The organism is Falsiroseomonas sp. HC035 (assembly GCF_050563525.1).
Taxonomy (GTDB): Bacteria; Pseudomonadota; Alphaproteobacteria; order Acetobacterales; family Acetobacteraceae; genus Falsiroseomonas.
In genome coordinates, this window is the sequence record NZ_JBNXUN010000008.1 from 99,016 (window position 1) to 123,670 (window position 24,655).

Here is a 24,655-nt window from a genome sequence, read left to right on the forward strand (position 1 = left end):
ATGCAGCCCCTGCCCCGCCCTGCCTCCATCGACTACGGCGCCCGCGACTACTGGGCCGGCACCATCAAGATGGGGCTGTCGAAGTTCTTCATCCTGCGCGTGCTGCATGACGGCCCGCAGCATGGCTACGACATCGCCCGCCGGGTGGAGCGTGTAACCGGCGGCTGCTGTTCCCCCACCGAGGGCACCATCTATCCGGTGCTGCGGGACTTCGCCGCCGGCGGCTTCGTCACGGTGCGGGAGGAGGTGGTGCAGGGCCGCCAGCGCCGGGTCTATGCGCTGACGGAGGCCGGGCGCGCCGCCTTCGCCGTGGCGCTGGACGCCTGGATGGAAGCCACCGCCGCCCTGACCGACACCGGCCGCGCCTTCGGCCACCCGGAACCCCGCTGCTGCGCTCCCGAAGGAGAAGACGCATGATCGCCATCATCGGGGCCGGGCCCACTGGCCTGGCCGCCGCCGCCCATCTGCGCGCCCGCGGCCTGCGCCCCCTGGTGCTGGAGGCCGGGCCGCGTATCGGTCATTCCGTGCTGGCGTGGGGCCATGTGCGGATGTTCTCGCCCTGGCGGTACAACATCGATGCGGCGGCGCGGACCCTGCTGGAACGCCAGGGTTGGGCTGCGCCCGATCCCGAGGCCTATCCCACCGGCGCCGACCTGGTCGCGCAGTACCTGGCGCCGCTCGCGCAGGTGCTGGCCGCGGACATCCGGCTGTCCGCGAAGGTGGTTGGCGTGGCGCGGCGCGACCTCGGGAGGCTGCGCGATGCGGCGGACCGGGACGCGACGCCCTTCGTGGTGCAGGTCGAGACACGTGGTGGCGTCGAGGAGATCGAGGCCTCGGCCGTGATCGACTGTTCCGGCACCTGGAGCAGCCCCAACCCGGCCGGCGCCCATGGCCTGCCGGCACCCGGCGAGGCGGCGCTGGCGGGGCGCATCGCCACCGGCATCCCGGACGTGCTCGGCACCGACCGCGCGACCTATCAAGGCAGGGCGACCCTGGTGGTGGGCACCGGACATTCGGCGATGAATGCGGTGCTGGACCTGGCGGCGCTCGGCGATGGCACCCGCATCCTGTGGGCGTTCCGCCGGCCGCTCGGCGCGGTGAGTTTCGGCGGCGGCGCGCGGGATGGGCTGGCGGCGCGGGGGTCGCTCGGCGCGCGGGCGCAGGTGCTGGTGGAATCGGGCGCGGTCACCGCCCTGGCGCCGTTCCGCCTGGACCGGATCGCGGAAGAAAACGGCGCGCTGGCCGTGACGGGGCGGCAGGATGGGCGCGCGACGACCGTGCGGGTGGACCGCATGATCGTCGCCACCGGCTTCCGGCCGGACCTGTCCTTCCTGCGGGAGGTCCGCCTTGGCCTTGACCCGGCGGTGGAGGCAACGCCGGCCCTGGCGCCGCTGATCGACCCCAACCTGCATTCCTGCGGCACGGTGCGGCCGCATGGGGAGGCGGAGTTGCGCCACCCCGAAACCCGTTTCTACATTGCCGGCATGAAGAGCTACGGTCGCGCGCCGACCTTCCTGATGGCGACGGGCCATGAACAGGTCCGCAGCATCGCGGCATTCCTGGCGGGCGATACGGCCGCCGCGCGACGGGTGGAGCTGGTGCTGCCGGAGACCGGCGTGTGCAGCACGGACCTGGTGCCGGAAGCGGCGTCCGCCTGCTGCACGCCAGCCACGCCGCAGGGCATCTGCTGCGCGCCGAAGCCGCAGTTGGCGCCGGCCGCATCCTGCTGCGGGCCACGATGAGCGAGGCGGCGCCCGCCGGGTCCCGGCGCGTCGTCATCGCGCTCGGCACGGCGCAGACCCTGGCCTGGGCGTCCTCCTACTACCTGCCGGCGATCCTGGCGGCGCCGATGGCGGCGGAATTCGGCATCTCCACCTCCTGGGTCTTCGGCGCCTTCTCCGCCGCACTGATCCTGCTGGCGCTGGCCGGGCCAGCGGTGGGGCGGGCAATCGACCTGCATGGCGGGCGCGGCATGCTGACGCTGTCAAACCTGGTGCTGGCCGCGGGGCTGTGCGGACTGGGCCTGTCGCAAGGGCCGTGGAGCATGGCGGCGGCCTGGATGGTCCTCGGCCTCGGCATGGCGATGGGGCTGTATGACGCCGCCTTCGCCACGCTGGCCGGGCTGTACGGGCGCGCGGCACGCGGGCCGATCACCGGTATCACGCTGATCGCGGGCTTCGCCAGCACCGTGGGCTGGCCCGTCTCGGCGCTGCTGTTGGAAGCGGTGGGATGGCGCGGCGCCTGCCTCGCCTGGGCGGCGCTGCATGTGCTGGTGGGGCTGCCGCTGAACCGGCTGCTGGTGCCGCCGGCGCCGCCGCCGGAACGCAAGGCCGCTCTGGCGGAGGAGGCCGGGCCGGCGCCGAGCCGGCTGGCGATGCCGCTGCTCGCCTTCGTCTTCGCCGCCACCTGGTTCATCGCCGGGGCCATGGCGGCGCATCTGCCGGCGCTGTTGCAGGCGGCCGGCGCCACGGCGGCCGCGGCGGTGGCGGCGGGCGCGCTGATCGGGCCGGCGCAGGTGGCGGCGCGCGTGGCGGAATTCGGACTGCTGCGGCGCTTCCATCCGCTGGTCTCGGCGCGCATCGCGGTGCTCGGGCATCCGCTGGGGGCGGTGGCGCTGCTGGTCTTCGGCGGGCCTGCGGCGGCGGCCTTCGCCGTGCTGCACGGCATGGGCAATGGGGTGATGACCATCGCCAAGGGCACGCTGCCGCTCGCGGTGTTCGGGCCGGGCGGCTACGGCGCGCGGCAGGGGCTGCTCGGCGCGCCGGCGCGGCTGTTGCAGGCGGCGGCGCCCCTGGCCTTCGGGCTGCTGCTGGAAGGTGCGGGGGTGCAGGCGGCGCTGACGCTGACCACCGGCCTGTGCCTGTCCGCCTGCCTCGCGCTGCTGGTGCTGCGCGCGGTGCCGGCGGAGGCCGCGCCGCGTCAGGTGGGCAGGTAGCCCAGCAGGTCGTCCACCCGCATCACCTCGCAGTAGATGCGGTTGAGGATTTCGAGCTCGCGCAGGTGCAGGTCCTCGTGGCCGGCGGCGCAGGCATCCTCGACCACGATCACGTCGAAGCTTTCATCGGCCAGGCTGCGGACGGTGGAGCTGACGCACTGGTCGGTGAAGATGCCGGCGCAGACCACATGGGTGATGCCCATGTTCGCCAGGATCAGGCGGAGGTTGGTGCCGGTCAGCGCGGAATCTGTGGTCTTCGTCACGGTGATTTCGCCGGGTAGCGGCGCGATGGCGTCCACGATTGCGGAATCCGGCCGGTCATGCGGCAGCAGCAGGTTGTTCCAGCCGGGCTTCTTCTGGCTCAGCGAACGGTCCGCACCATCCGGCCGCAGGCAGGCGATGCGGGCGAAGAACACCGGGTTGCCATCGGCCCTGAAGCGGGCGAGCAGGCGCTGGATCGCGGGCAGGACAGTGCCGTGCATGCGGGTGTGGAACGGCGTCCAGGCATGGAAACGCACCAGTTCCTCGCGCGACAGCCCGGCGGGGTCGGGGCGTTCGAGGTAGGTGTTCTGCACGTCGATCACCAGCAGACCGACGCGGCCAGGAAGCAGCACCGGGTCCGGCGCCGCGGGCGCGCCATGGTAGTAGAAGGATCGCCAGCCGGTCTTCCAGTCCATCATGCCACCTCATCGCCAAGCCGCTTGCAGCCTGCCATGCGCCGGCTTAAATCGTCCATCGACGATGAACGAACCCACTGCCTCCGACGAAGCCCTGGCCGCGCTAGCCAAGGCGCTGTCCCACCCCAGCCGGGTTCGCGTGCTCCGCCTGCTGGCACGGCACGAGGCCGCCGGCCGCCCCTGCATCGGCTGCGACATCGTGGCCGACCTCGACCTGGCGCAATCAACCGTCTCCGAGCATCTCCGCATCCTGAAGGCGGCCGGGCTGGTGGAGGGCGAGGTGGATGGGCCGCGCATCTGCTATCGGCTTGGGCGGGATGCCCTGGCGCGGTTCAAGTCCCTGGTCGAGGTGCTTTGACGATGCAGCGGCTCTCCTTCCTCGACCGGCACCTGACCTGGTGGATCTTCGCGGCCATGGCGGCAGGGATCGCCGCGGGGCACCTGCTGCCGGCGCTGCCGCGACTGCTGGACGGCGCGTCGGTCGGCGGCACCAACCTGCCGATCGCCATCGGGCTGATCCTGATGATGTACCCGCCACTGGCCCGCGTGCGCTACGAGGCGCTGCCGGTGGTGTTCCGCGACTGGCGCGTGCTGCTGCTGTCGCTGGTGCAGAACTGGGTGATCGGGCCGCTGCTGATGTTCGCGCTCGCCGTGCTGTTCCTGTCCGACCATCCGGAATACATGACGGGCCTGATCCTGATCGGCCTGGCGCGCTGCATCGCCATGGTCATTGTCTGGAACCAGTTGGCGCGTGGCGACAACCAGTATGTTGCCGGGCTCGTCGCCTTCAACAGCGTCTTCCAGCTGCTGTTCTTCGGCGCCTATGCCTGGTTCTTCCTGTCGGTGCTGCCGCCCCTGGTGGGGCTGGAGGGCCAGGTGGTGCAGGTGTCTTTCGCCACCATCGCCGGCGCCGTGCTGCTGTATCTCGGCGTGCCCTTCGCCGCCGGATACCTGACGCGGCGCGTACTGGTCGGCCGGCACGGCGAGAATTGGTACGCCCAGAAATTCCTGCCGCGGATCGGGCCGGTGACGCTGGCGGCGCTGCTGTTCACCATCTTCGCGATGTTCGCGCTGAAGGGCGGCGATGTGGTGCGGCTGCCGCTGGACGCGCTGCGCATCGCGCTGCCGCTGGCGATCTACTTCGTGGTGATGTTCGTCGTCAGCTTCGCCATGGGGCGGTGGATCGACACGGATTACCCGCGCACCACGGCCATCGCCTTCACCGCCGCCTCGAACAACTTCGAGCTGGCGATCGCGGTCGCCATCGCCGCGTTCGGGCTGGCCTCGCCGGTCGCCTTCGCCACGGTGATCGGGCCGCTGGTGGAAGTGCCGGTGCTGATCCTGTTGGTCGGCGTGGCGCTGCGGCTCGGCCGGCGCTGGTTCCCGGCGACGGCATGAACGACTTCGATGTGGTGGTGGTGGGCGCCGGGCAAGCCGGCCTCGCTGCCGGATACTTCCTGCGGCGGCAGAAGCAGTCCTTCGTCATGCTCGACGCCGGCGAAGCGCCGGGCGGCGCTTGGCGGCATGCTTGGGATTCGCTGACGCTGTTCTCCCCGGCGCAATATTCCTCCCTGCCCGGCTGGCCGATGCCGCCAGCAGCCGCCGGTGGGTATCCGTCCCGCGATGAGGTCATCGCCTATCTCGCGGCCTACGAGGCGCGCTACGCCTTGCAGGTGCGGCGCCCGGTGCGGGTTGCGGCGGTGCGGCGCGCGGAGGCCGGGCTGGTGGTGGAGGCGGAGGACGGCGCGCGGTGGACGGCCCGCGCCGTCATCAGCGCCACCGGCACCTGGAGCGCGCCGTACATCCCTCCCCTGGCCTCGGATTTCGCCGGGAAGCAGATCCATTCCGCCCGCTACCGCCGCGCTCAGGATTTCGCCGGCCTGTCCGTGCTCGTGGTTGGCGGCGGCAATTCCGGCGCGCAGATCCTGGCCGAGGTCTCCCGCCACGCGGCCAGCGCCACCTGGGTGACCGAACGCCCGCCGGTCTTCCTGCCGGACGAGGTCGATGGCCGCGTGCTGTTCGACCGCGCCACCGCCCGCATCACCGCCGAACGCGAAGGCCGCCCACCGCCACCACAGGGAGATCTCGGCAACATCGTCATGGTGCCGCCCGTGGTCGAGGCGCGCGCCCGCGGCGTGCTGACCAGCCGACCGCCCTTCGCGCGGCTGGAGGCGGATGCGGCCATCTGGCCGGATGGCAGCCGGCTGTCCGTGGACGCGATCATCTGGTGTACCGGCTTCCGCCCCGCCCTCGCCCACCTGAAGCCGCTCGGCCTGGTGGAGCCGGATGGGCGGGTCCGGGTCGGCGCCGCGGGGCAGGCGCTGGCCGAGCCCCGGCTGTTCCTGCTCGGCTACGGGGATTGGACCGGCAGCGCGTCGGCCACCCTGGCCGGCGTGACACGGGCCGCGCGGGAGACGGTGGCGGCCATCGCCTTCGCCTGAACGGCTCAGGCCGGGTTCGCCCGCAGCCAGGCCAGCGTCTCCACGGCGCTGCGGTCCGGCGGGAAGACCGGGTAGAAGACCTTCTCGATCAGGTCGCCGCCCCGGATCACCAGCGTGACCCGCCGCAGCAAGGTCATCCCGCCGGCCACGAAGCTCGGCAGGCCGATGACGCCGGCGAGGCGCAGCTCGGGGTCGCTCAGCACCTCGAAGGGCAGGTGCAGGCGCGCGGCCATTTCCTGCTGGTAGGCGGTGTCCTGGGTGCTGAGGCCGAAGACGGTGGCGCCGGCCTCCGCCATCTCCCGCGCATGGTCGCGAAAGCCGCAGGATTGCACGGTGCAGCCGCGCGCGCCCGGAATGCCGTCCCACCCCTCCGGCTGCGCGACGCCGGGGCGGCCGGTCATCGGGTAGCAGTACAGCACGCTGCGCGGCCCCGGCAGCGCGTCCAGCGCCACCATGCGGCCCGCGGTGGAGGGCAGCGATAGGGCCGGCAGGCGCCGCCCCGCCAACCCATCGCAGGCGCCGTCATCGGGCGGCGCCGGCAGGTCCGGCGGCAGGCTGTTGAAATCATGCGGCTCGGCCATGCACGGCTTCCTTGTGGTTGTGGACCGCGGCCCCCGACTCGTCCAGGACAGGGTCCTGCTATAGCCTCCGCGGCCAACAACCCGGAGGTCCGCCAAATGCCCGAAGCCCCTGCTTCTCCAGGCCCCGTCCTGCCGATCGGCTTCGCCGATTCGCCCGGCCGCAACCGCCGCCTGCGCCAGCTTCTGGGCGGGCGCGACCTGTTCATCGCGCCCGGCGCCTTCGACTGCGTCGGAGCCCGCCTTGTTGAGGCCGCCGGCTTCCCGGCGCTGTACATCACCGGTGCCGGCATCTCGATGAGCGCGCTCGGTGCGCCGGACGTGGCGGCGCTGTCCTTCGGCGAGATCATCGACCGCATCCGCCGCATCTGCGACGTGGTCTCCATCCCGGTCATCGCCGATGGCGACACCGGCTATGGCGGCCCGCTGAACGTCATCCGCACCGTGCGCGAATACGAACGCGCCGGGGTCTCCGGCATCCAGATCGAGGACCAGGAATGGCCTAAGAAGTGCGGCCATGAACCTGGCCGCAAGCTGGTCGCCGCCACCGACATGCAGATGCGCATCCGCGCGGCGGTCGAGGCGCGGCGGGATCCGGATTTCGTGGTGATCGCCCGCACCGATGCCCGCGCCGGCGAGGGTCTGGCTGCCGCCATCGGCCGCGCCCGGCAGTACCGCGCGGCCGGTGCCGACGTGATCTTCGTGGAAAGCCCCCAATCCGAGGACGAACTGGCCGAAGTCGGCCGCGCCTTCCCCGAGGTGCCGCTGCTGGCCAACATGGTGGAGGGCGGCAAGACGCCGATCCTGCCGGCGGAGCGCCTGCAGGAACTGGGCTTCCGCCTGGCGATCTACCCCAACGCCCTGACGCGGCTGTTCGCCAAGGCGGGGCTGGAGATGCTGGCCTCGCTGAAGGACACCGGCAGTTCCAACGCCATGTCCGGGCGGATGCTGAGCCATGGCGCGCTGTGGGAGTTGTTCGACAACGCCACCTGGCGGGCGCTGGAGGACCGGTACCTGCGGGTTGATCAGCCCGCCTCGCCCTGAGCGGCGTGGCCAAGGGCGGCCCGGCGCCCGAACGGGCGCCGCGGCCAGTGCCGCGCAGCCAAGGCCCGGAGGGCCGCCGGCGCCTGAGGCAGGATACGCGTCAGCCCGTCTCACCCTGGGCGATCAGCCGATGCTGGCGGACGACCTCCGCCATCACCCGCCGAATGAATTCCTCGGCGAAGTCCTCGTCCAGCCCGGCGCGGCCGGCCATCTCCCGCAGGCGGGCGACCTGGGCTTCCTCCCGCGCCACATCCACCGGCGGCAAGCGGTGGCGGGCCTTGAGGTGGCCGACCTCCCGCGTCACCCGGAACCGCTCGGCGAGCATGGCGACCAGCGCCGTATCAAGGTTGTCGATGCTGCGGCGCAGTCGCCAGAGGTCCTCCGTGGCGGCCGGATCGGCCGTGGTGTCTTCGGGCATCTGCGCTGTCCTGCCTGGCTGCTGCGTTCCGCCTTTAGCAGAACCCCCTTGGCGGCGCGAAGGCAAGTCCCCCGGGGGTCAGAGGATCTGGCTCAGGAACAGCCGGGTGCGGTCGTAGCGGGGGGCGGAGAAGAACACCTCCGGCGCCGCCTGCTCGACGATCTCACCCTGGTCCATGAAGACCACGCGGTCTGCAACGGTTCGCGCAAAGCCCATCTCGTGGGTGACCACCACCATGGTCATCCCGGTGCCGGCCAGTTCGATCATCACGTCCAGCACCTCCTTGATCATTTCGGGGTCGAGGGCGCTGGTCGGTTCGTCGAACAGCATGATGCGGGGTGCCATGCACAGCGCGCGGGCGATGGCGACGCGCTGCTGCTGGCCGCCCGACAGTTGCAGCGGATACTTGCGCGCCTGTTCCGGGATGCGCACCCGCTCCAGGTGCGACATGGCCAGCGCCTGGGCTTCCGCCTGCGGCATCTGCTTCACCCAGGTCAGGGCGAAGGTGCAGTTCTCCAGCACCGTCATGTGCGGAAACAGGTTGAAGGACTGGAACACCATCCCGGTCTCGCGCAGGATTTCCGCGTCGTTCTTCGCATCGCCGCCGAAGGCGCGGCCATGGATGCGGATATCGCCCTTCTGGTGGCGCTCCAGCTGGTTGATGCAACGGATCATGGTGGATTTGCCGGAGCCTGACGGACCGCAGACCACCACCCTTTCACCCTCCGCCACCGTCAGGTCGATACCCTTCAGCGCCTGGAAGGTGCCGAACCACTTGCTGACGCCGACGAGTTCAATCGCGGCCTTCATCGGCGCTGCCCGGCGCCGAGGCGCCGTTCCAAGTTCAGGCTGTACTGCGACATCAGGAAGCAGAACACGAAGTAGATCAGCGTGATGAAGAAGAACGGCTCGATGAACAGGCCGAGCCAGCGGGTGTCCTCCCCCACCGCGCGCGCGATGCTCAGCATGTCGAACAGGCCGATGATGGAGACCAGCGTGGTATCCTTGAACAGGCCTATGAAGTTGCCGACGATGGACGGGATCATGATGCGCAGCGCCTGCGGCAGGATGATGAGGGTCGTGGACTGCCAGAAGCCGAGGCCCATGGCGGCGGCGGCCTCGTATTGGCCCTTCGGGATCGCCTGCAGCCCGCCGCGCACGATCTCCGCCATGTAGGCGGCGGCGAACAGGCAGACGGCGACGATGGCGCGCAGCAGCCGGTTCACCTCCACCCCCTGCGGCAGGAACAGCGGCAGCATGGTGTTGAACATGAACAGGATGGTGATGAGCGGGACCGAGCGGAACAGCTCGATGAAGGTGACGCAGAACACCCGGATCAGCGGCATGGTGGAGCGCCGGCCGAGCGCCAGCAGGATGCCGGCGGGCAGCGAGAAGGCGATGCCGATGCCGGAGATCACCAGGGTCAGGAACAGCCCGCCCCAGACCCGCGTCGGCACTTCCGTGAAGCTGAGCTGCGAGACCAGCAAGAAGGCCAGCACATACAACGCCAGCAGCGCCATCTGCCCGATCCGTCGCGCCTTTTCATCCGTCTGCGATGGCCCGCCCACCAGCCGCGCGACGAAGGCGCCGAAATCGACTCCGAAGCGCATCTCCGCCAGCGTCGTCAGCCAGACCCACAGGAAGGCGGCGCCGCCGAGCGCGATCAGCGCCGTCCAGACCAGCGACTGCGCGCCGCCGAAGAAGAAGTAGGAGGCGAGGAAGGGGTACAGCAGCACCAGGCTCAGCCCGATCGCAACCTTTGACCGCACGCGCGGAAGCCACAGCGGCACCGCCCAGGCCAGCAGGATCAGGAAGCCGGTGTTGATGCGCCAGACCTGGTCCTTTGGATACAGCCCGTAGATCAGGTTCGGAATCCACTGCGCGACGCCCGGCCAGCAGGCACCGGAGCGGCCGACCATGTCGAGGCATTGGCGGCGATTCTCCGCCTCCCACACCGCGTTCACCAGCGCCCAGTCGATGATGGCACGGAAGGTGACGTAGAAGATCCAGGCGCCGAGAATCGTCAGGATGGCGTTGGGCACGCTGGAGAACAGGTTCGCGCGCATCCAGCCGATCACGCCGACAGTCGAGGATGGCGGCGGGTCAGCGGGCTTCGGCGCAAAGACCAGGGGCGCATCCGACATCTCAGCGTTCCCTCAGCAGGATGCGACGGTTGTAGAGGTTCAGCACGAAGGACACGCCGAGGCTGACCGCGCAGTAAAAGCCCATCGTCATGGCGACGATCGGGATTGCCCGGCCGGACTGGTTGAGCGAAGTGTTCATCCAGACGCTGACCAGGTCGGGGAAGCCGATCGCGATGGCCAGCGAGGAATTCTTCGTCAGGTTCAGGTACTGGCTGATCAGCGGCGGGATGATGACGCGCATCGCCTGCGGCAGGATGATGAAGCGCATGGTCCGCGAAGGCTTCACGCCGAGCGCGCGCGCCGCCTCCGTCTGGCCATGGCCCACGGACTGGATGCCGGCGCGCACGATCTCCGCGATGAAGCACGAGGTGTAGATCGACAACGCGACGATCAGCGCGCAGAAGGCCGGCGGGACGGAGAAGCCGCCGACAAAGTTGAAGCCGCGCAGCGCCGGCCAGTTCCAGCCGAGCGGCGAGCCCAGCGCCAGGAACACCAGCGTCGGCAGCCCCACCACCAGCGCCAGCCCGACGAGTCCCGCCGGAAATGGTCGCCCGGTTTCCCGCAGCCGCTTGCGCGCCCAGAAGCGTAGCGCCACGGCGCCGACGACTGCGGCTGCCAGTACCAGAAGCACCAGGCCGAAACCTTCCTGGGCCACCGGCGCCGGGAAATAAGCGCCGCGGTTGTTGAGGTACATCACGCCGCCCCAGTGGATGCTGGCGCGCGGCAGGGGCAGCAGGTTGAAGACGCCGAAATACCAGGCGATGATTTGCAGCAGCAGTGGCGTGTTGCGCAGGATCTCGATGTACCAGCGCGCCAGCGTGCGGATCAGCCAATTGTTGGACAGCCGGGCGAGGCCCATGACGAGGCCGAGGACGCTGGCGAAGACCGCGCCGATGATGGCGACCAGCAGCGTATTGGCGATGCCGACCTGGAACACCCGGAAGTAGCTGTCGCCTTCCCGATAGGGAATCAGCGTGAAGGCGATGTTGAAGCCGGCCGAGACGTCGAGGAAGTCGAACCCCGCGGACATGCCGCGCGTCGCCATGTTCTCGATCGTGTTGGAGACCAGGTACCAGATCAGCCCGACGACGCAGATGAAGGTGATGGCCTGGTACAGCACCGCGCGCACCGTCGCGTCATTCAGCAGCGCGACGGGGGACAGCGATAGCGGACGCGTCGGGTTGCGGCGGGGAAGAGTCGTCTGGGACATGGGCGGCCCTGTTCAGGGGCACGACGCCGCGTGACGGCCGCAGGTCGGGCCACGCCCTGTGCGTGACCCCCGGCCTCAACCCATCGCGGCCCGGCCGACCGGTTCAACCTTCGGCGGAGCGAAGCTTCTCAGGCCACGCCTCAGCGGAACGGCATGGCGTAGAGAATGCCGCCATTGGTCCACAGCGCATTCAGCGAACGCTCGCGCGGGATGCCGATCGGCGTATTGGCGCCGACATGGCGCTCATAGATCTCGCCGTAGTTGCCGACATGGCGCAGCACCCGCACCATGAAGTCGTTCGGCAGGCCCATGCCCTGGCCCACATTGCCCTCCACGCCCAGCAGCCGCTTGATGCCGGGGTTCGGCGATTGCAGCATCTGCGTGACGTTGGCGGAGGTGACGCCCATCTCCTCGGCCTCGATCATGCCGAACAGCACCCAGCGGACGATGTCGCCCCAGTTGTTGTCGCCGTGCCGCACCACCGGGCCGAGCGGTTCCTTGGAGATGGTCTCCGGCAGGATCATGTGGTCGTTCGGGGTCGGGAAGGCGGACCGGCGGGCGGCGAGGCCCGACTTGTCGTTGGTGTAGGCATCGCAGCCGCCGCCGAGATAGGTCTCGACCAGCACGTTGACGTTCTCGTTCGTCACCGCGGTGAAGCGCATGTTGTTGGCGCGGAAGTAGTCCGCCAGGTTCAGCTCCGTCGTCGTGCCGGTCAGCACGCAGATCGTCGCGCCATCGAGCTGGCGTGCGGAGGTGACGTTGGAGGCGCGGGGCACCACGAAGCCCTGGCCATCGTAGAAGTTCACGCCGGCGAATTCGAGGCCGAGCTGACCGTCACGCACCGCGGTCCAGGTGGTGGTGCGGGACAACACGTCCGACTCGCCATTGGCGATCGAGGTAAACCGCACCGCAGAAGTTACCGACTGGTACTGCACCTTGCTGGGATCATCGAAGATCGCCGCGGCGACACCGCGGCACACATCCACGTCCATGCCGGACCAGGTGCCGTTCGCGGCCAGGGCGTAGAAGCCCGGCGTCGGCAGGCCGACCTGGCAGTTCAGGCTGCCGCGCTGGCGCACCTGCTGCAAAGTCTGTTGTGCCGTGGCCGTCGCGGCCATGCCAAACGTCGCCGCCGCCGCAACGAGCAGCGAAACACTCATCTTCATCCCAACGAACTCCCAGAAGCTGCAGCGGAAACCCCCGGATCGGTGTGCCGCGGCCAATCGGCCTGCGTGCTGTGCACTGGTCTTCGCCAGACACCGCTCCTCCGTTCACGCTACGGGCATCGGAAATCCGTTTCAAGTCCAATAATAGTCGGGCGCCGCCCACCCTAGCGCGGCATCAGGTAACCACGGAGGGCTCGCCGCGCCCGGTGTGGCGGGCGATCTCGGCGATTTCGGCAGCCGCCTGCACGACCGGGGCCAGCACCTCCGCCGTGTCCAGCCCGTGCCGCGCCGGGTCAGGCTCGAAGCGCTCGAGGTAGACGCGCAGCGTGGCGCCGACGGTGCCGGTGCCGGACAGGCGGAACACGGCACGCGCATCCTCGGCGAACAAAATGCGCACGCCCTGCGCGGTGGTGACGGAGCCATCCACCGGATCAGTGTAGGCGAAGTCGTCGGCGGCGGAGACGGTCAGGCCGGCGAAGCGCTGGCCCGGCAGCGCGGCCAGCCGCCCGCGCAGCGCCTGCATCAACGCCTGAGCCGCGTCCGATTCCACTTCCTCGTAGTCGTGCCGCGTGTAGTAGTCGCGGCCGAAACGCGCCCAGTGTTCGCGCACGATGGCATCCGCCCGCTTGCCCGTGGCAGCCAAGATGTTGAGCCAGACCAGCACGGCCCAGAGCCCGTCCTTTTCCCGCACATGGTCGGATCCGGTGCCGGCCGATTCTTCGCCGCACAGGGTGATGCGACCGGAATCGAGCAGGTTGCCGAAGAACTTCCAGCCCGTCGGCGTCTCGTAGCACTCGATCCCGAGCGACTTTGCCACCCGATCCACCGCGCGGCTGGTCGGCATGGATCGCGCGACGCCGGCGAGGCCGTGCGCATAGCCCGGCGCCAGATGCGCCTGCGCCGCCAGGATCGCCAGGCTGTCGGACGGCGTGACGAACAGGCCGGGCGCCACGATCATGTTGCGGTCGCCGTCGCCATCGGAGGCCGCACCGAAATCCGGCGCATCGGCGCCGAACATCGCCTGCATCAGTTCCGCCGCATGAACCGGGTTCGGGTCCGGGTGATGGCCGCCGAAATCCGGCAGCGGCGTGCCGTTCCGCACGGTGCCCGGCGCGGCGCCGAGGTCGCCTTCCAAAATGGCGTGGGCATAGGGACCGGTCACGGCGCACATGGCGTCGAACTGCATGCGGAAGCCGCCGCGGAAAAGTGCCGCGATGGCCTCGAAGTCCACCAGCTTCCGCATCATCGCGGCGTAGTCGGCAACCGGGTCCAGGACGGACACCGTGCAGTCGCCGAGCCGCGTCTCGCCAAGCCGGTCCAGGTCGAGGTCCGGCGCCTCCACCAGGGCGAACTCGTTGATGGCGCTGGCGCGGCGATGGATGGCGCCGGTGATGTCCTCGGGCGCCGGGCCGCCATTCGCGGCGTTGAACTTGATGCCGAAATCGCCGTCCGGTCCGCCCGGATTATGGCTGGCCGAAAGCACCACGCCACCGAGGGCACCGGAGATGCGGATGAGGTTCGAGGCGGCCGGAGTCGACAGCAGCCCGCCCTGCCCCACCAGGATCTTTCCAAAGCCATTGGCAGCGGCGATCCTCAGCGTGGTCTGCACCACCTCCCGGTTCAGGAAGCGTCCGTCGCCGCCGACCACCAGCGTCGCGCCCTGCACGGCCTTGCCCAGCGTGTCGAAGATCGCCTGGACGAAATTCTCGACGTAGTGCGGCTGCTGGAACACCGTGACCTTCTTGCGCAGGCCGGAGGTACCGGGCTTCTGGTCGGCAAAGGGGGTCGTGGCCACGCGTCGGATCTGCATGTGTTTCTCCCGTCGTCGCACCATCACCCCGGTGCGGCGACGGCGGCAAGCCCTTGCGCTACGCCTCCAGCAGACCGCGGTTCCGCAGCAGCGCATCAACCTGCGGTGGGCGTCCCCTGAACGCGACGTAGAGCTCCATCGGGTCCCTTGTGTCGCCGGCCTGGTAGATGTCCTTCAGCCGGGCCGACAGCGCCGGGTCGAAGGGGTCGCCGGCTTCCTCGAAGGCCTCGAAGGCGTCGGCGTCCAGAACCTCCGCCCACATGTAGGCGTAGTAGCCCGCGGCATAGCCGCCGCCGGCGAACAGGTGCTGGAAATGCGGCGGGCGGTGGCGCAGGCCGATCGCCTCCGGCATGTCGATCCCAGCGAGGAATTCCTGTTCGAAGGCCACCACGTCCAGCGCCTCGGGCTCCGGATGCTTGTGCAGGGCCAGGTCGATCAGCGCGGAGGAGACGAATTCGACCGTGGCGAAGCCCTGCCCTTCGCGCCGTGCCGCCAGGATGGCGTTCAGAAGCGCATCCGGCAGCGCCTCCCCGGTCTCATGATGGCGGGCGTGTTCGCGCAGGATCTTCGGCACTTCCAGCCAATGCTCCAGCACCTGGCTCGGGAACTCCACGAAATCCGCCAGCACGGCGGTGCCGGACTGCGAGGGATGCTTCGCCGTGCTCAGCAGCCCGTGCAGCGCGTGGCCGAACTCGTGGAACAGCGTCCGCGCCTCGTCGAAGGACAGCAGGGCGGGCGAGGATTTCGCGATGTTGTTGTTGTTGACCACGATCGGCGTCACCGGCCCGTCCAGCGATTCGCCGCTCCGGAAGCTGCTCATCCAGGCGCCGGACTTCTTACCGGGGCGGGCGAAGCTGTCGAGCAGGAACACGCCGCGATGCGCGCCGGCCTCGTCCTGCATGTCGAAGGCGCGGACATCCGGGTGGTAGACGGGAATGTCCGGGCGCTCGACGAAGCGCACGCCGAACAGGCGCCGCGCCGTGTCGAAAACCGCCCGCAGCATGCCCTCCAGCGAAAAATACGGCTTCGTCAGCGTCTCATCCACCGCATGGCGCGCGCGGCGAACACGCTCGGCGTAGTGGCGCCAGTCCCAGGGCGCGATGGCGTGGCCCGCGAGGGCTTCCAGCTCCGCCCGCTCCGCCGCCGCGCGGCGCTTCGCGGGTTCCCACACCTGGCGCAGCAGCGAGCCGGCGGCCTCGGGGTGGCGCGCCATGTTGTCGGCCAGGCGCCAGTCGGCGTAGTCGGCATGGCCGAGCAGCCGGGCGCGTTCCCGCCGCAGCGCCAGGATCTCGCGGATCAGCACCGTGTTGTCGCGGGTGCCGGTGCCACGGGCGACCCAGGCGGCCCAGGCCACCTCGCGCAGGTCGCGGCGGGTGGAGAAGGTCAGGAACGGCTCGATCGAGGAGCGCGACAAGGTGACGACATGGCCCTTTACGCCACGTTCCCGCGCGGATTCCCGCGCCGCCTCGATGGCGAAGTCCGGCAGGCCATCCAGCTCATCGGCCGCCAGCGCCATCTGCCATTCATTCTCGTCGGCCAGCACGTTCTGGCCGAACTGCGTGTGCAGCACCGCCAGCCGGGTGGAGATCGCCGCCATCCGCTCCCGCCCCGCCGCATCCAGCGCGGCGCCGCCGCGGCGCAGGCCGGATTCCAGCCGCACCAGCAGGCGGTCCTGGTCCGGCGCCAGGCCGAGCTCATCTCGCCGCGCCAGCAGGTCGGACACCCGGGCGAACAGGCCAGGGTCCAGCGTGACCTCCGCCCGATGGCGGGCCAAGCGCGGCGCGTAGTCGCGCTCGATCGCCTGCAGCGCCTCGGTTGCCTGGCTGGAGACCAGGTTGAAGAACACGGAGCGCACGCGGTCCAGCGTCCGGCCGCTGCGCTCCAGCGCCTCGACCGTAGTGGCGAAGCTGGAGGGCGCGGCGGCGATGGCGGCGATCTCCGCACGCTGTTCCGCCATGCCTTGGTCGAAGGCCGGCGGAAAGTGCTCGGGGCGGATCAGGTCGAAGGGCGGCACGCCGAAGGGCGTGGTCCAGGCGGTCAGCAGCGGGTTCTCGGTCATCCGTCCGAGATAGGCGCTCAGGCCGCCGCGGTCACGGCCTCCTCGGGTCCGTTCGGGTCGCCCGGCGTGGTTTCCCAGGCGAGGCCGACCAGCACCACGCTGCGCCGCCCGCCGCGTTCCGCCCGGATCACCAACGCGCCCTGTTCCTCCATATAGGTCAGCAGGCGCCGGGCGCGGCCGATGGACCGGCTGCCATAGGCCCGCGCCAAGGTGGCGTCGGAGGGACAGGGCAGCCGTTCCAGCGCGGCGCGGGCCAGCAGCAGGAAGACGCCCTGCACATCGTCCGGCAGCGCCTCCGCCCGCGCCACCGCCTGCGCCCAGTCGCTGCCCTCCGCGGCGTCGGCGCCGATGCCGGCACGCGCGGTGGTCAGCAGGCGGCGGAAGGCGGGGATGTCGATGGCGGGGCCCGTCACCTCCTCGATCCGGCAGCGCACCAGGAAGTCCTGGTACAGCACGCTGGCCGGCCGGAACGGCGCATCCGGCTCCGCCAGCACCTTCTGCAGCACGGCGGCCAGCCTGCGGCGTTGTTCCGCCTTTTCTTCCGGCGTCGGCGTCGCCACCGGCTCGGCCTGCGCCAAGGCCGGGCGATGCTGCGCCAACTGCGACAGGATGTCGGGTGCCGGCGGGCGCGGGGTGCGGCGTGGGGGACGGATCGCCTCGGGCTCGGAGGCCGTCAGGATCAGCCCGCGGGTTTCCGCCGCCGAGGCCACCGGCGGCGGCGGCACCAGCTTCGGCGCGGCGCTGCGGGAGCCGGTCTCGACCGCGCCGATCCGTAGCCGCAACGGCCGGCGCGACAGCGCCGGGCCGAGCGCCACGAAATGCCCGCGCTCCAGTTCGCGGAAGACCTCCGCCTGCCGACGCTCCATCCCCAGCAGGTCCGCCGCACGGGACATGTCGATGTCGAGGAAGGTGCGGCCCATCATGAAGTTGGACGCCTCGGCGGCGACGTTCTTCGCCAGCTTGGCCAGCCGCTGCGTCGCGATCACGCCGGCCAGCCCGCGCTTGCGGCCGCGGCACATCAGGTTGGTCATGGCCCCCAGGGCGGCACGGCGGGCCTCGTCGGAGGTCTCGCTGGCGGCGGCTGGGGCGAACAACTGCGCCTCGTCCACCACCACCATCACCGGGTTCCAGGCATCCCGGTCCACGTCGAACAGCCCGCCGAGGAAGGCCGCCGCCAAGCGAAGCTGCTGCTCCACCTCGACGCTCTCCAGGTTCAGCACGACGGAGACGCGGTGCCGCCGGACCCGTTCCGCCACCACCTGCAAGGCGGCCTCGGTATGGTCGGCCGCATCCACCACCAGGTGCCCGTGGCGGTCGGCCAGGGAGACGAAGTCCCCCTCCGGGTCCACCACCACCTGCTGCACCCAGGGGGCGCTCTGTTCCAGCAGCCGCCGCAGCAGATGGGACTTGCCGGAGCCGGAGTTGCCCTGCACCAGCAGGCGGGTGGAAAGCAGTTCCTCCAGGTCCAGGGTAGCGGGGGTGCCGGAGGCGCTCAGGCCGATATCAATGGCGATGGTCATCAGGCCGGAGACCTAGCGGCAACCGCGCCCTACCGGAAGTGGCGCCGGCCGACGATCACCGCCCCAGGCTGGTTCCGACCGCCCGCATCCAGACCAGCACCGCAGCCGCCCCGGCATCCGGCTGGCCGAGCGCCCGGTCCCCGAGATAGGCGGCGCGGCCGAGTCGGGGGCGCATGCTGCGCGTCGCCTCCTGGCCCGCCAGCGCCGCGGCCAGCGCGGCATCCCAGGCCGCGCCAGCGGGCAGGTGCCGCGCGGCGGCGAAGGCCTCGGCGGCCGGGTGCAGGGCGTCGAGCATGGTGCGATCGCCCGGCCTGGCGCCGCCGAGTTCGCCGATCGCCTCGACGGCGGCGCTGAAGCCGGCCTCCCACTCGGCGCGCCCCGGCGCGGGCTGGTCCAGCCGCCGGGACGCGGCCAGCAGCGCCGCGGCGTAGAACGGCCCGGAACTGCCGGCGATGGCCCGACGCAGCGCCTGCGCCATGGCGGTCAGCGTGCTGGCCGGGGTGGCGAAGGCGGCCTCAGGCAGCGCGCGGACCGCCGCCGCGCCGCGCGCCATGGACAGGCCGAGGTCGCCATCCCCCGCATGGCTGTCGAGCGCCGTCAGCCCCGGCTCCTCCGCCTCCAGCGCCGCCGCCACCGCCAGCACCGCGCGGCGCAGGACCGGGGCCAGCGGGCCGGGCGCGGTGGCCGACGTGGCGGCCTCCGCCGGGGGCGCCGCCACCACCCGGCGTGGCACCAGCATCCCGCCGCCGGGCCAGGCCGGCGCCGTGGCGGGCGCATCCAGCCGCGCCAGCCGCGCCGCGTCCAGCCGCATCAGGCTCAGCGAACAGCCGGGCATCTCCAGCGCCGTCATGAAGTTGCCCGCCCAGCCGCGCGGGACCGCGATGCCGCGGGTCCGCAGCGCGGCCAGCGCGGCGCGGGCGACGATGGCCAATTCCATCGGCGGCGTGCCGCCCAGCCCGTTGACCAGCAGCGCCACCTCATCCCCCGCCGCCAGCCCGGCATCCGCCACCAGCGTGTCCAGGATGGTGGCGACGATCGCGTCGGCGGGCTGCATGGCGCTGCGGCGGACGCCTTGTTCGCCATGGATGCCGAGGCCGAGTTCCATCTCGTCCACGCCCAGCGTGAAGCCGGGCGTGCCGGCGGCCGGCACCGTGCAGGCGCCGAGCGCCACACCCATGGACACCACCGAGGCCGCCGCGGCCTCGGCCTCCGCCCGCACTTCCTCCAGCGCAAGGCCGGCCGCCGCCGCGGCGCCGGCGACCTTGTGCACCAGCACGGTTCCGGCGATTCCGCGCCGCTGGCCGGGCGCCACCGTGTCGCGCAGCGCCGCGTCATCGGCGACCAGGACGACTTCGGTCGGAATGCCCTCGGCGGTGGCCAGCGCGGCGGCGAGTCCGAAGTTCAGCCGGTCGCCGGTGTAGTTCTTCACCACCAGCAGCGCCCCGCGCGGCCCGGCGGCGGCACGGATCGCGGCCAGCACGGCGTCGACGGAAGGCGAGGTGAAGACATCCCCGGCGATGGCGCCGGCCAGCATGCCCTCTCCGACATAGCCCGCATGCGCCGGCTCATGCCCGCTGCCGCCGCCGGACAGCACCGCGACCGGACGCCCCGCCGGCTCCGGCAGCCCGGCGCGAACCACCACATCCTCGGTGTCCAGCAGCGCCAGGCCGGGGTTGAGGTCGGCCAAGCCTTCCAACATCTCCCGCACCACGCGGCGCGGATCGTTCACCAGCTTCTTCATGCGGTCCTCCACGCCGCCATCCTCGGCACTGCGCGAAGGGCGGGCAAGCTCAGCGGTCCCGTGTCGCGCGGGCCTGGCGGATGGCTGCACGCAGCCCGGCATCGGCGCCCGCCAGCCGCTCCGCCTCGCCGAGCCAGCGCCGCGCATCCGTGGCCTCGCCACGTTCGGCGGCGCCGCGCCCGGCCCGCAGATAGGCATCGGCCGCGGCACCCGGCTGGCCAAGCCGTTCCAGCGCCGCCCCCTCCGCCGCCAGGGCGCGGGACAGGCCGCGGTAGTCGAGCGACTGCCGGCGCAGTTCGGCCGCCGTCACGGCATGGACCCGGGCAGTGGCGGGATCGCCGCGCAGCAGGGCGGCAGCGGCCTCCAGCTCCACCGCATCGGCGCGGAAGGCGATATCCGCCGGGGCGCCGATGGCGGCACGCGCGGCCGTGACGCCGCGCAGATCCTGCCGCTGCGAGGCGATCAGTCCGAGTAGGAACTGCGCGCGCAGCGCCGCTTCGGCATTCTCCGCGCCGCGCTGGGCCACCTGCCGCGCCAGCGCCTCCGCCTGCGGCACGCGGTTCAGCCGGAACAGCGCCGTCGCCTCCGCCAGCAGCAGGCCCGCGGAGGCGCCGCGGCCGCGCCGGGCGAGGCCCACGCGGACCTCCTGCGCCACCGCCAGCGCCGCCGCGGCATCGCCATGCGCGAGCGCCGAGGTGGCCTGGCCGAAGGCCATGGCATCAATCGCCGCGGCATCGTCGCGTTCCCGCGCCCGCGCCAGGGCGCGGGCATACAGCCGCTCCGCGACCTGCGGCTGGTCCTGGTTCAGCGCATCCCGTGCGCTGTCGGCGGCGCGGTCCAGCACGCCATCGGGCGGCGGTCCCGGCGGCGGCGCGCGGCCACCACAGGCGGCCAGAGCCGCGATCAGCACCAGCGCCGCCAGCCGTTTCACGGGCGCAGCCGTTCCACCATCGGCCGCGGCACGGCACCGGCCGAGACGCTGCGCACCTCCGCGCCGCCACCACCACCGCCGCCGAGCAGCCAATGTCGGCGCAGCTGGGCCAGCAGCAATTCCATCTGCCGCGCCGCTTCCTGCGCCTGCACCATCACCGCCGGCAGGCTGTCCGTGCCGTCCCGCACATTCGCGGTAACGCGCGGCAGCGCCGGCGTGGCGCGGGCGATGTCGGCGGTCGCGCGTTCGACCTGCGCCAGCGCGCGGTCGGCGCGTGCCATCAGCGCGGGCAACGAGTTCGGCGATGCGCGGCCCCCGTTGCCGGTGCCGGTCAGGCTGGCCGTCAGGGTCTGCACGTCGCGCGACGCCGTCTCAAGGTTCTGCATCAGCGTCGCGGCGCGCTGCGTCGCTTCCTCCGCCCGGCGCACCAGCGTGTCGTCGGCCAGCAGGCGGCCCACCGTGCCCTCCCCGCGTTCCAGCCGCTGCGTCGCGGCGGCGAAGGCGGCGGTGCCGGTACGCAGTTCGTCCAAGATCGGGAAGACGCGCTTCTGCAACTCGTCCAGCAGGGCGCCCACGGTTTCCGTCGGCGCACGTTCGCTGGTCGCCTCGATGGTGGCCCAGTCCCAGTTCAGCGGCGGCCCCTCGCCGCGCTGGATATCGAGGAAGGCCGGGCCGGCGACGCCGAACCGACGGCGTACCACGGCGGTGGAGTCCTGGCGGATGAAGGGCTTCGCCTGTTCCTCGATGCGCAGTTCGGCGTGGATGCGCTGGTTCGGGTCCACCACGATGCGGCGCACGGTGCCGGCGCGGATGCCCAGCACCTCCGCCTCCGCCCCCACCGAAAGCCCGGCGACGCCTTCCTCCGGCAGCATCACCGTGAGGGTCGTGCCGCTGGCGAACCATTCGCGGATCAAGCCACGCTGGAACAGGGCGCCGAAGAACAGGGCGAGCGCCAGGATCACCAGCACGCCGACCCAGCGATCGGTGTGGCGCAGGCGGACCCGGTCTTCCCGCGTCATGGTGGTGCTCGACACAGCCCATCCTCCTCGAGTTCGAACCACTGCGTCGCGGGAAAGCCGGGGGTTTCCCAGGCGCGACGGGACCGGGTGGACCAGATGGCGGCGGCGCCGCGCGCCCGCGCCGGCTCCAGCGCCTGCAACAGCGGACCGGCCAGCTTGTCCGCCGTCTCCCGGTCCAGCGGGCTTTCCAGCAGCACCAGCGCCGGCGCGCCGAGAAAGGCGCGTGCACAGCCGGCCCGCGCCAGGTCTTCACGCGACATCTCCGCCGGATGCTCCAGCGGCAAGCCGGGCAGGCCGAACAGCCGGACCAGCGCCTCGGCCTCCTCACGCAGGGCCGCATCGGGGATGTCGTCGTGGTGGCGACGGGCCAGCAGCATGCCGTCCGCCACGCTGAGATGCGGTAGCCAGCCGCCATCACCCGGCGCGAGGCCAATGCGGCCGCGCAGCGCCTGCGCCGGCTGCCGCGGCAGCGTTGCCCAATCCTGGCCCAGGAAGGCGACGCGCCCCGCCCGCAGCGGGACCAGCCCGGCGCACAGCAAGGCCAGCGCGCGGGCCATCGCCGGATCCTCCGCCCGCACCAGCGCCAACTCCCCCGGCGCCAGGCGCAACTCCACCGGCCCGTCGATCGGCGAGACGCCCGGCTCGGAAAGTGCCGCCTGGAGGTCCAGCACGGGCGCGCCCCCCGCCATCACGCCGCCGCCACGCTGAGCAGCGCGCTGGTGGCCAGGATGCCGAGGAAGCCGCGCACGAAGCCGCGCGGCAGCAGGTGGGACGGCGTCTCCGCGCGCGTCGAGGACATGCCGGTGATGGCGCAGACCAGCGCCACCACGGCGCCCACCAGCACCAGCTTCACCGCGAACAGCGCGAACTCCGCGGTATCCGTCGCGCCGAACAGGTTCACCAGCAGTTCGCGCGGCGTCACCTGGGCCAGGCCGCCCAGCCAGCTTGTCATGTATCCGGTGGCCAATGCGACGCCGAGGAAGATGACGCCCAGCGTGAAGCAGGCGAGCGACAGCGCCACCACGCGCGGCAGCACCAGCAGCGCGAAGGGGTCGAGGCCCTGCGCCTCCAGCACGTCCAACTGGCCACTGGCCTTGGTGGCGCCGAACTCCACCACCGTGACGGTGCCGCTGCGGCCGAGCAGGATCAGCCCAACCAGCACCGGCGTCACCTCCCGCACCAGGACCACGGTCAGCAGGTTGCCGGTGAGGCCCTCCTGCCCCGCGTAGCTGAGCCAGGTCAGCGTCTGGTGGACGATGCCCCAGCCGACGATGCAGGCGGTAATGAGGACCGTGCCGAGGCCGCCGGCGATGGCCTGGCGCAGGGTACGGCGGAACTCCGCGCGCAGCGTGCGGCGCCAGGTCCCCGGCCGGACGCCTTCCGACACCACGCCGAGGGCGAGGGCCGCGGTCGCGAGCAGCAGCAGCACGCCGCGCCGCACCGGCGCACCGAGACGCTCCAGAAGCAGCCAGACCAGGGCGGGTGGCGGTTCATCGCGGGACGCAGGTGGCGGGGCCGCCTGTTGCCGGGGCGTGGCCGCGGCAGTGGGGCGAGGCGGGAATTGCAGGACCGGGCTCGCGCCATCCCGCACCGCCGGCGTCCGGTCGGGCGGCGCCTTCCGCGCCGGGGCGGGCCGTGCCTCCAGCATCGCCTCCTCCCTTGCCATCCCGCATCGTTCAGCGCCCCGCGCGGCAAAAAGTTTCCGCACCGGCGGCACCCGGGCGGCGCGGTTGCGTTGCGCCACCGAACGACGGAGGCCTTCGCACATGCCGGACAATCAGGGGGATGCCCGCCAGGGCGGCGGGGGATGGATGGTCGCCGCGGCAGCGCTGGCCGGATTGCTGGCCATCAATGCCAAGCGGGGCGGCCCACAGCCGGTGCTGTCGCGAGCCCGACGCGATGCCGCACGCCAGCGGCGCGTGGGTCAGGTGGGCACCGGGCAACAGGACGCCGCGACTGGCAGCGAGGTTCAAGGTCGCGGACGAAATGCCACCACCCCATCCGAAATCCCGGCGCGCGGCTGGTGGCAGGTGGCGAAGCGCACCCTGTCCCAGGCCAGCGAAGACCGGCTGCTGACGGAGGCCGCCGGCATCACCTTCTACACGCTGCTGGCGCTGTTTCCGGCGATTGCTGCGCTGGTGTCGCTGTATGCGCTGGTCGCAGACCCCGCTACGATCCAGGGTCACCTGGAAGCGCTCGGCGGCGTCGTCCCCGGCGGCGGCATGGACATCATCAACGAGCAGGTCAGCCGCGTTGCCGAGACCGCGACCGGTACGCTGGGCTTCGGCGCGATTGCCGGCCTGCTGGTCTCGCTGTGGTCCGCCAACCAGGCGGCGAAGGCGGTCTTCGATGCCCTGAACGTGGTCTACGAGGAGCATGAGAAGCGCAGCTTCATCAAGCTGACTGTGACGACGCTGCTGTTCACCCTTGGCTTCATCGTCTTCGCCATCCTGACCATGGTGGCGGTGGTCGCCTTGCCGGTGGTGCTGGGCTTCGTCGGCCTGGGCTCGACTGTGGAGGCGCTGCTCGCCTATGGGCGCTGGCCGCTGCTGCTGCTGGTGGTCTCGCTGGTGCTGGCCTGCCTGTATCGCTGGGGGCCGAGCCGGGCGAAGGCGCGCTGGCGCTGGGTGACCTGGGGCAGCGCCTTTGCCGCGCTCGCCTGGCTTGGCGTCTCCGCCATCTTCTCCTGGTATGTCGCCAATTTCGGCAGCTACAACGAGACCTACGGCTCGCTCGGCGCCGTCATCGGCTTCATGACCTGGATCTGGATCTCGGCGGCAGTGATCCTTCTGGGGGCAGAGGTGAACGCCGAGATGGAACACCAGACCGCCCGCGACACCACCACCCGCCCGGAACGGCCGATGGGGCAGCGCCAGGCGGAGATGGCGGATACGGTGGCTTCTTGAGGCCCTCGCGCGCCGGGCGCGGCTGTGCCGGGCGTGGCTGTCCGGCCGCTTGGCCC

Annotated in this window: 23 protein-coding genes; 8 read left to right on the forward strand and 15 right to left on the reverse strand. The window is 71.4% G+C overall.

Features of this window, described 5'->3' with window-relative positions; genetic code table 11:
- The 3 genes from ACLF3G_RS17680 to ACLF3G_RS17690 are packed head-to-tail and all read left to right on the forward strand — an operon-like array spanning window position 1 to window position 2,935.
- Window positions 1-417, forward strand: a complete 417-nt coding sequence (locus tag ACLF3G_RS17680) for a PadR family transcriptional regulator (protein WP_430670728.1) — start codon at window positions 1-3, stop codon at window positions 415-417.
- Window positions 414-1,742, forward strand: a complete 1,329-nt coding sequence (locus ACLF3G_RS17685) for an FAD-dependent oxidoreductase (RefSeq protein ID WP_430670729.1) — start codon at window positions 414-416, stop codon at window positions 1,740-1,742. Before ACLF3G_RS17680 ends, ACLF3G_RS17685 begins: the two co-directional genes overlap by 4 nt.
- Window positions 1,739-2,935: an MFS transporter gene (locus tag ACLF3G_RS17690; RefSeq protein WP_430670730.1), complete on the forward strand. Its 1,197-nt coding sequence runs from the start codon at window positions 1,739-1,741 to the stop codon at window positions 2,933-2,935. The genes ACLF3G_RS17685 and ACLF3G_RS17690 overlap by 4 nt, the downstream gene beginning before the upstream one ends.
- Here the strand turns inward: ACLF3G_RS17690 and ACLF3G_RS17695 are convergent.
- The gene (locus tag ACLF3G_RS17695; RefSeq protein WP_430670731.1) at window positions 2,920-3,615 is read right to left on the reverse strand and encodes a cysteine hydrolase family protein; all 696 of its coding nucleotides are present in this window, start codon (window positions 3,613-3,615) and stop codon (window positions 2,920-2,922) included. The genes ACLF3G_RS17690 and ACLF3G_RS17695 overlap by 16 nt on opposite strands.
- Window positions 3,616-3,676: 61 nt before the next feature.
- Between ACLF3G_RS17695 and ACLF3G_RS17700 the strand changes: the two genes are divergently transcribed.
- The 3 genes from ACLF3G_RS17700 to ACLF3G_RS17710 are packed head-to-tail and all read left to right on the forward strand — an operon-like array spanning window position 3,677 to window position 6,053.
- On the forward strand, window positions 3,677-3,970 hold the full coding sequence (locus tag ACLF3G_RS17700) for an ArsR/SmtB family transcription factor (protein ID WP_430670732.1): 294 nt from the start codon (window positions 3,677-3,679) through the stop codon (window positions 3,968-3,970).
- Between the two features lie 2 nt (window positions 3,971-3,972).
- Window positions 3,973-5,010 (forward strand): ACR3 family arsenite efflux transporter, encoded by a 1,038-nt coding sequence (arsB, locus tag ACLF3G_RS17705; RefSeq protein ID WP_430670733.1) that lies wholly within the window; start codon window positions 3,973-3,975, stop codon window positions 5,008-5,010.
- Window positions 5,007-6,053: an ArsO family NAD(P)H-dependent flavin-containing monooxygenase gene (locus tag ACLF3G_RS17710; RefSeq protein ID WP_430670734.1), complete on the forward strand. Its 1,047-nt coding sequence runs from the start codon at window positions 5,007-5,009 to the stop codon at window positions 6,051-6,053. The genes arsB and ACLF3G_RS17710 overlap by 4 nt, the downstream gene beginning before the upstream one ends.
- A gap of 5 nt (window positions 6,054-6,058) precedes the next feature.
- On the opposite strand, the gene ACLF3G_RS17715 is transcribed toward ACLF3G_RS17710, so the two are convergent.
- Entirely contained in the window at window positions 6,059-6,634 is a 576-nt protein-coding gene (locus ACLF3G_RS17715; protein ID WP_430670735.1) for a peroxiredoxin, read from the reverse strand.
- A 96-nt stretch (window positions 6,635-6,730) separates the two neighbouring features.
- Between ACLF3G_RS17715 and ACLF3G_RS17720 the strand changes: the two genes are divergently transcribed.
- Window positions 6,731-7,675, forward strand: coding sequence for an isocitrate lyase/PEP mutase family protein (locus tag ACLF3G_RS17720; RefSeq protein WP_430670736.1), 945 nt, complete (start codon window positions 6,731-6,733; stop codon window positions 7,673-7,675).
- A gap of 100 nt (window positions 7,676-7,775) precedes the next feature.
- On the opposite strand, the gene ACLF3G_RS17725 is transcribed toward ACLF3G_RS17720, so the two are convergent.
- The 13 genes from ACLF3G_RS17725 to ACLF3G_RS17785 all read right to left on the reverse strand — a co-directional run bounded on the left by ACLF3G_RS17725 (window position 7,776) and on the right by ACLF3G_RS17785 (window position 23,359).
- Window positions 7,776-8,093: a chorismate mutase gene (locus ACLF3G_RS17725; protein ID WP_430670737.1), complete on the reverse strand. Its 318-nt coding sequence runs from the start codon at window positions 8,091-8,093 to the stop codon at window positions 7,776-7,778.
- Window positions 8,094-8,171: 78 nt separating this feature from the next.
- Window positions 8,172-8,903, reverse strand: coding sequence for an amino acid ABC transporter ATP-binding protein (locus tag ACLF3G_RS17730; RefSeq protein WP_430670738.1), 732 nt, complete (start codon window positions 8,901-8,903; stop codon window positions 8,172-8,174).
- Window positions 8,900-10,237 carry an amino acid ABC transporter permease gene (locus ACLF3G_RS17735; RefSeq protein ID WP_430670739.1) on the reverse strand — a complete coding sequence of 446 codons (1,338 nt, stop codon included), beginning with the start codon at window positions 10,235-10,237 and terminating at the stop codon, window positions 8,900-8,902. Before ACLF3G_RS17735 ends, ACLF3G_RS17730 begins: the two co-directional genes overlap by 4 nt.
- 1 nt (window position 10,238) lies before the next feature.
- Window positions 10,239-11,447: an amino acid ABC transporter permease gene (locus ACLF3G_RS17740; RefSeq protein ID WP_430670740.1), complete on the reverse strand. Its 1,209-nt coding sequence runs from the start codon at window positions 11,445-11,447 to the stop codon at window positions 10,239-10,241.
- Between the two features lie 140 nt (window positions 11,448-11,587).
- Window positions 11,588-12,607 (reverse strand): amino acid ABC transporter substrate-binding protein, encoded by a 1,020-nt coding sequence (locus tag ACLF3G_RS17745; RefSeq protein ID WP_430670741.1) that lies wholly within the window; start codon window positions 12,605-12,607, stop codon window positions 11,588-11,590.
- 181 nt (window positions 12,608-12,788) lie between these two features.
- The gene (locus ACLF3G_RS17750) at window positions 12,789-14,423 is read right to left on the reverse strand and encodes an alpha-D-glucose phosphate-specific phosphoglucomutase (RefSeq protein ID WP_430670742.1); all 1,635 of its coding nucleotides are present in this window, start codon (window positions 14,421-14,423) and stop codon (window positions 12,789-12,791) included.
- 58 nt (window positions 14,424-14,481) lie between these two features.
- Window positions 14,482-16,482 carry a M3 family metallopeptidase gene (locus ACLF3G_RS17755; protein ID WP_430670743.1) on the reverse strand — a complete coding sequence of 667 codons (2,001 nt, stop codon included), beginning with the start codon at window positions 16,480-16,482 and terminating at the stop codon, window positions 14,482-14,484.
- 17 nt (window positions 16,483-16,499) lie between these two features.
- On the reverse strand, window positions 16,500-18,002 hold the full coding sequence (locus tag ACLF3G_RS17760; RefSeq protein WP_430670744.1) for a helicase HerA domain-containing protein: 1,503 nt from the start codon (window positions 18,000-18,002) through the stop codon (window positions 16,500-16,502).
- A 55-nt stretch (window positions 18,003-18,057) separates the two neighbouring features.
- Window positions 18,058-19,755 carry a dihydroxyacetone kinase family protein gene (locus tag ACLF3G_RS17765; RefSeq protein ID WP_430670745.1) on the reverse strand — a complete coding sequence of 566 codons (1,698 nt, stop codon included), beginning with the start codon at window positions 19,753-19,755 and terminating at the stop codon, window positions 18,058-18,060.
- Between the two features lie 37 nt (window positions 19,756-19,792).
- Entirely contained in the window at window positions 19,793-20,674 is an 882-nt protein-coding gene (locus tag ACLF3G_RS17770; RefSeq protein ID WP_430670746.1) for a hypothetical protein, read from the reverse strand.
- Window positions 20,671-21,708, reverse strand: a complete 1,038-nt coding sequence (locus ACLF3G_RS17775; protein ID WP_430670747.1) for an MlaD family protein — start codon at window positions 21,706-21,708, stop codon at window positions 20,671-20,673. Before ACLF3G_RS17775 ends, ACLF3G_RS17770 begins: the two co-directional genes overlap by 4 nt.
- On the reverse strand, window positions 21,690-22,382 hold the full coding sequence (locus ACLF3G_RS17780) for an ABC transporter ATP-binding protein (RefSeq protein ID WP_430670748.1): 693 nt from the start codon (window positions 22,380-22,382) through the stop codon (window positions 21,690-21,692). Before ACLF3G_RS17780 ends, ACLF3G_RS17775 begins: the two co-directional genes overlap by 19 nt.
- Window positions 22,382-23,359 carry an ABC transporter permease gene (locus ACLF3G_RS17785; RefSeq protein WP_430670749.1) on the reverse strand — a complete coding sequence of 326 codons (978 nt, stop codon included), beginning with the start codon at window positions 23,357-23,359 and terminating at the stop codon, window positions 22,382-22,384. The genes ACLF3G_RS17780 and ACLF3G_RS17785 overlap by 1 nt, the downstream gene beginning before the upstream one ends.
- Before the next feature lie 100 nt (window positions 23,360-23,459).
- Between ACLF3G_RS17785 and ACLF3G_RS17790 the strand changes: the two genes are divergently transcribed.
- On the forward strand, window positions 23,460-24,599 hold the full coding sequence (locus ACLF3G_RS17790) for a YihY/virulence factor BrkB family protein (protein ID WP_430670750.1): 1,140 nt from the start codon (window positions 23,460-23,462) through the stop codon (window positions 24,597-24,599).
- Window positions 24,600-24,655: the final 56 nt, after the last annotated feature.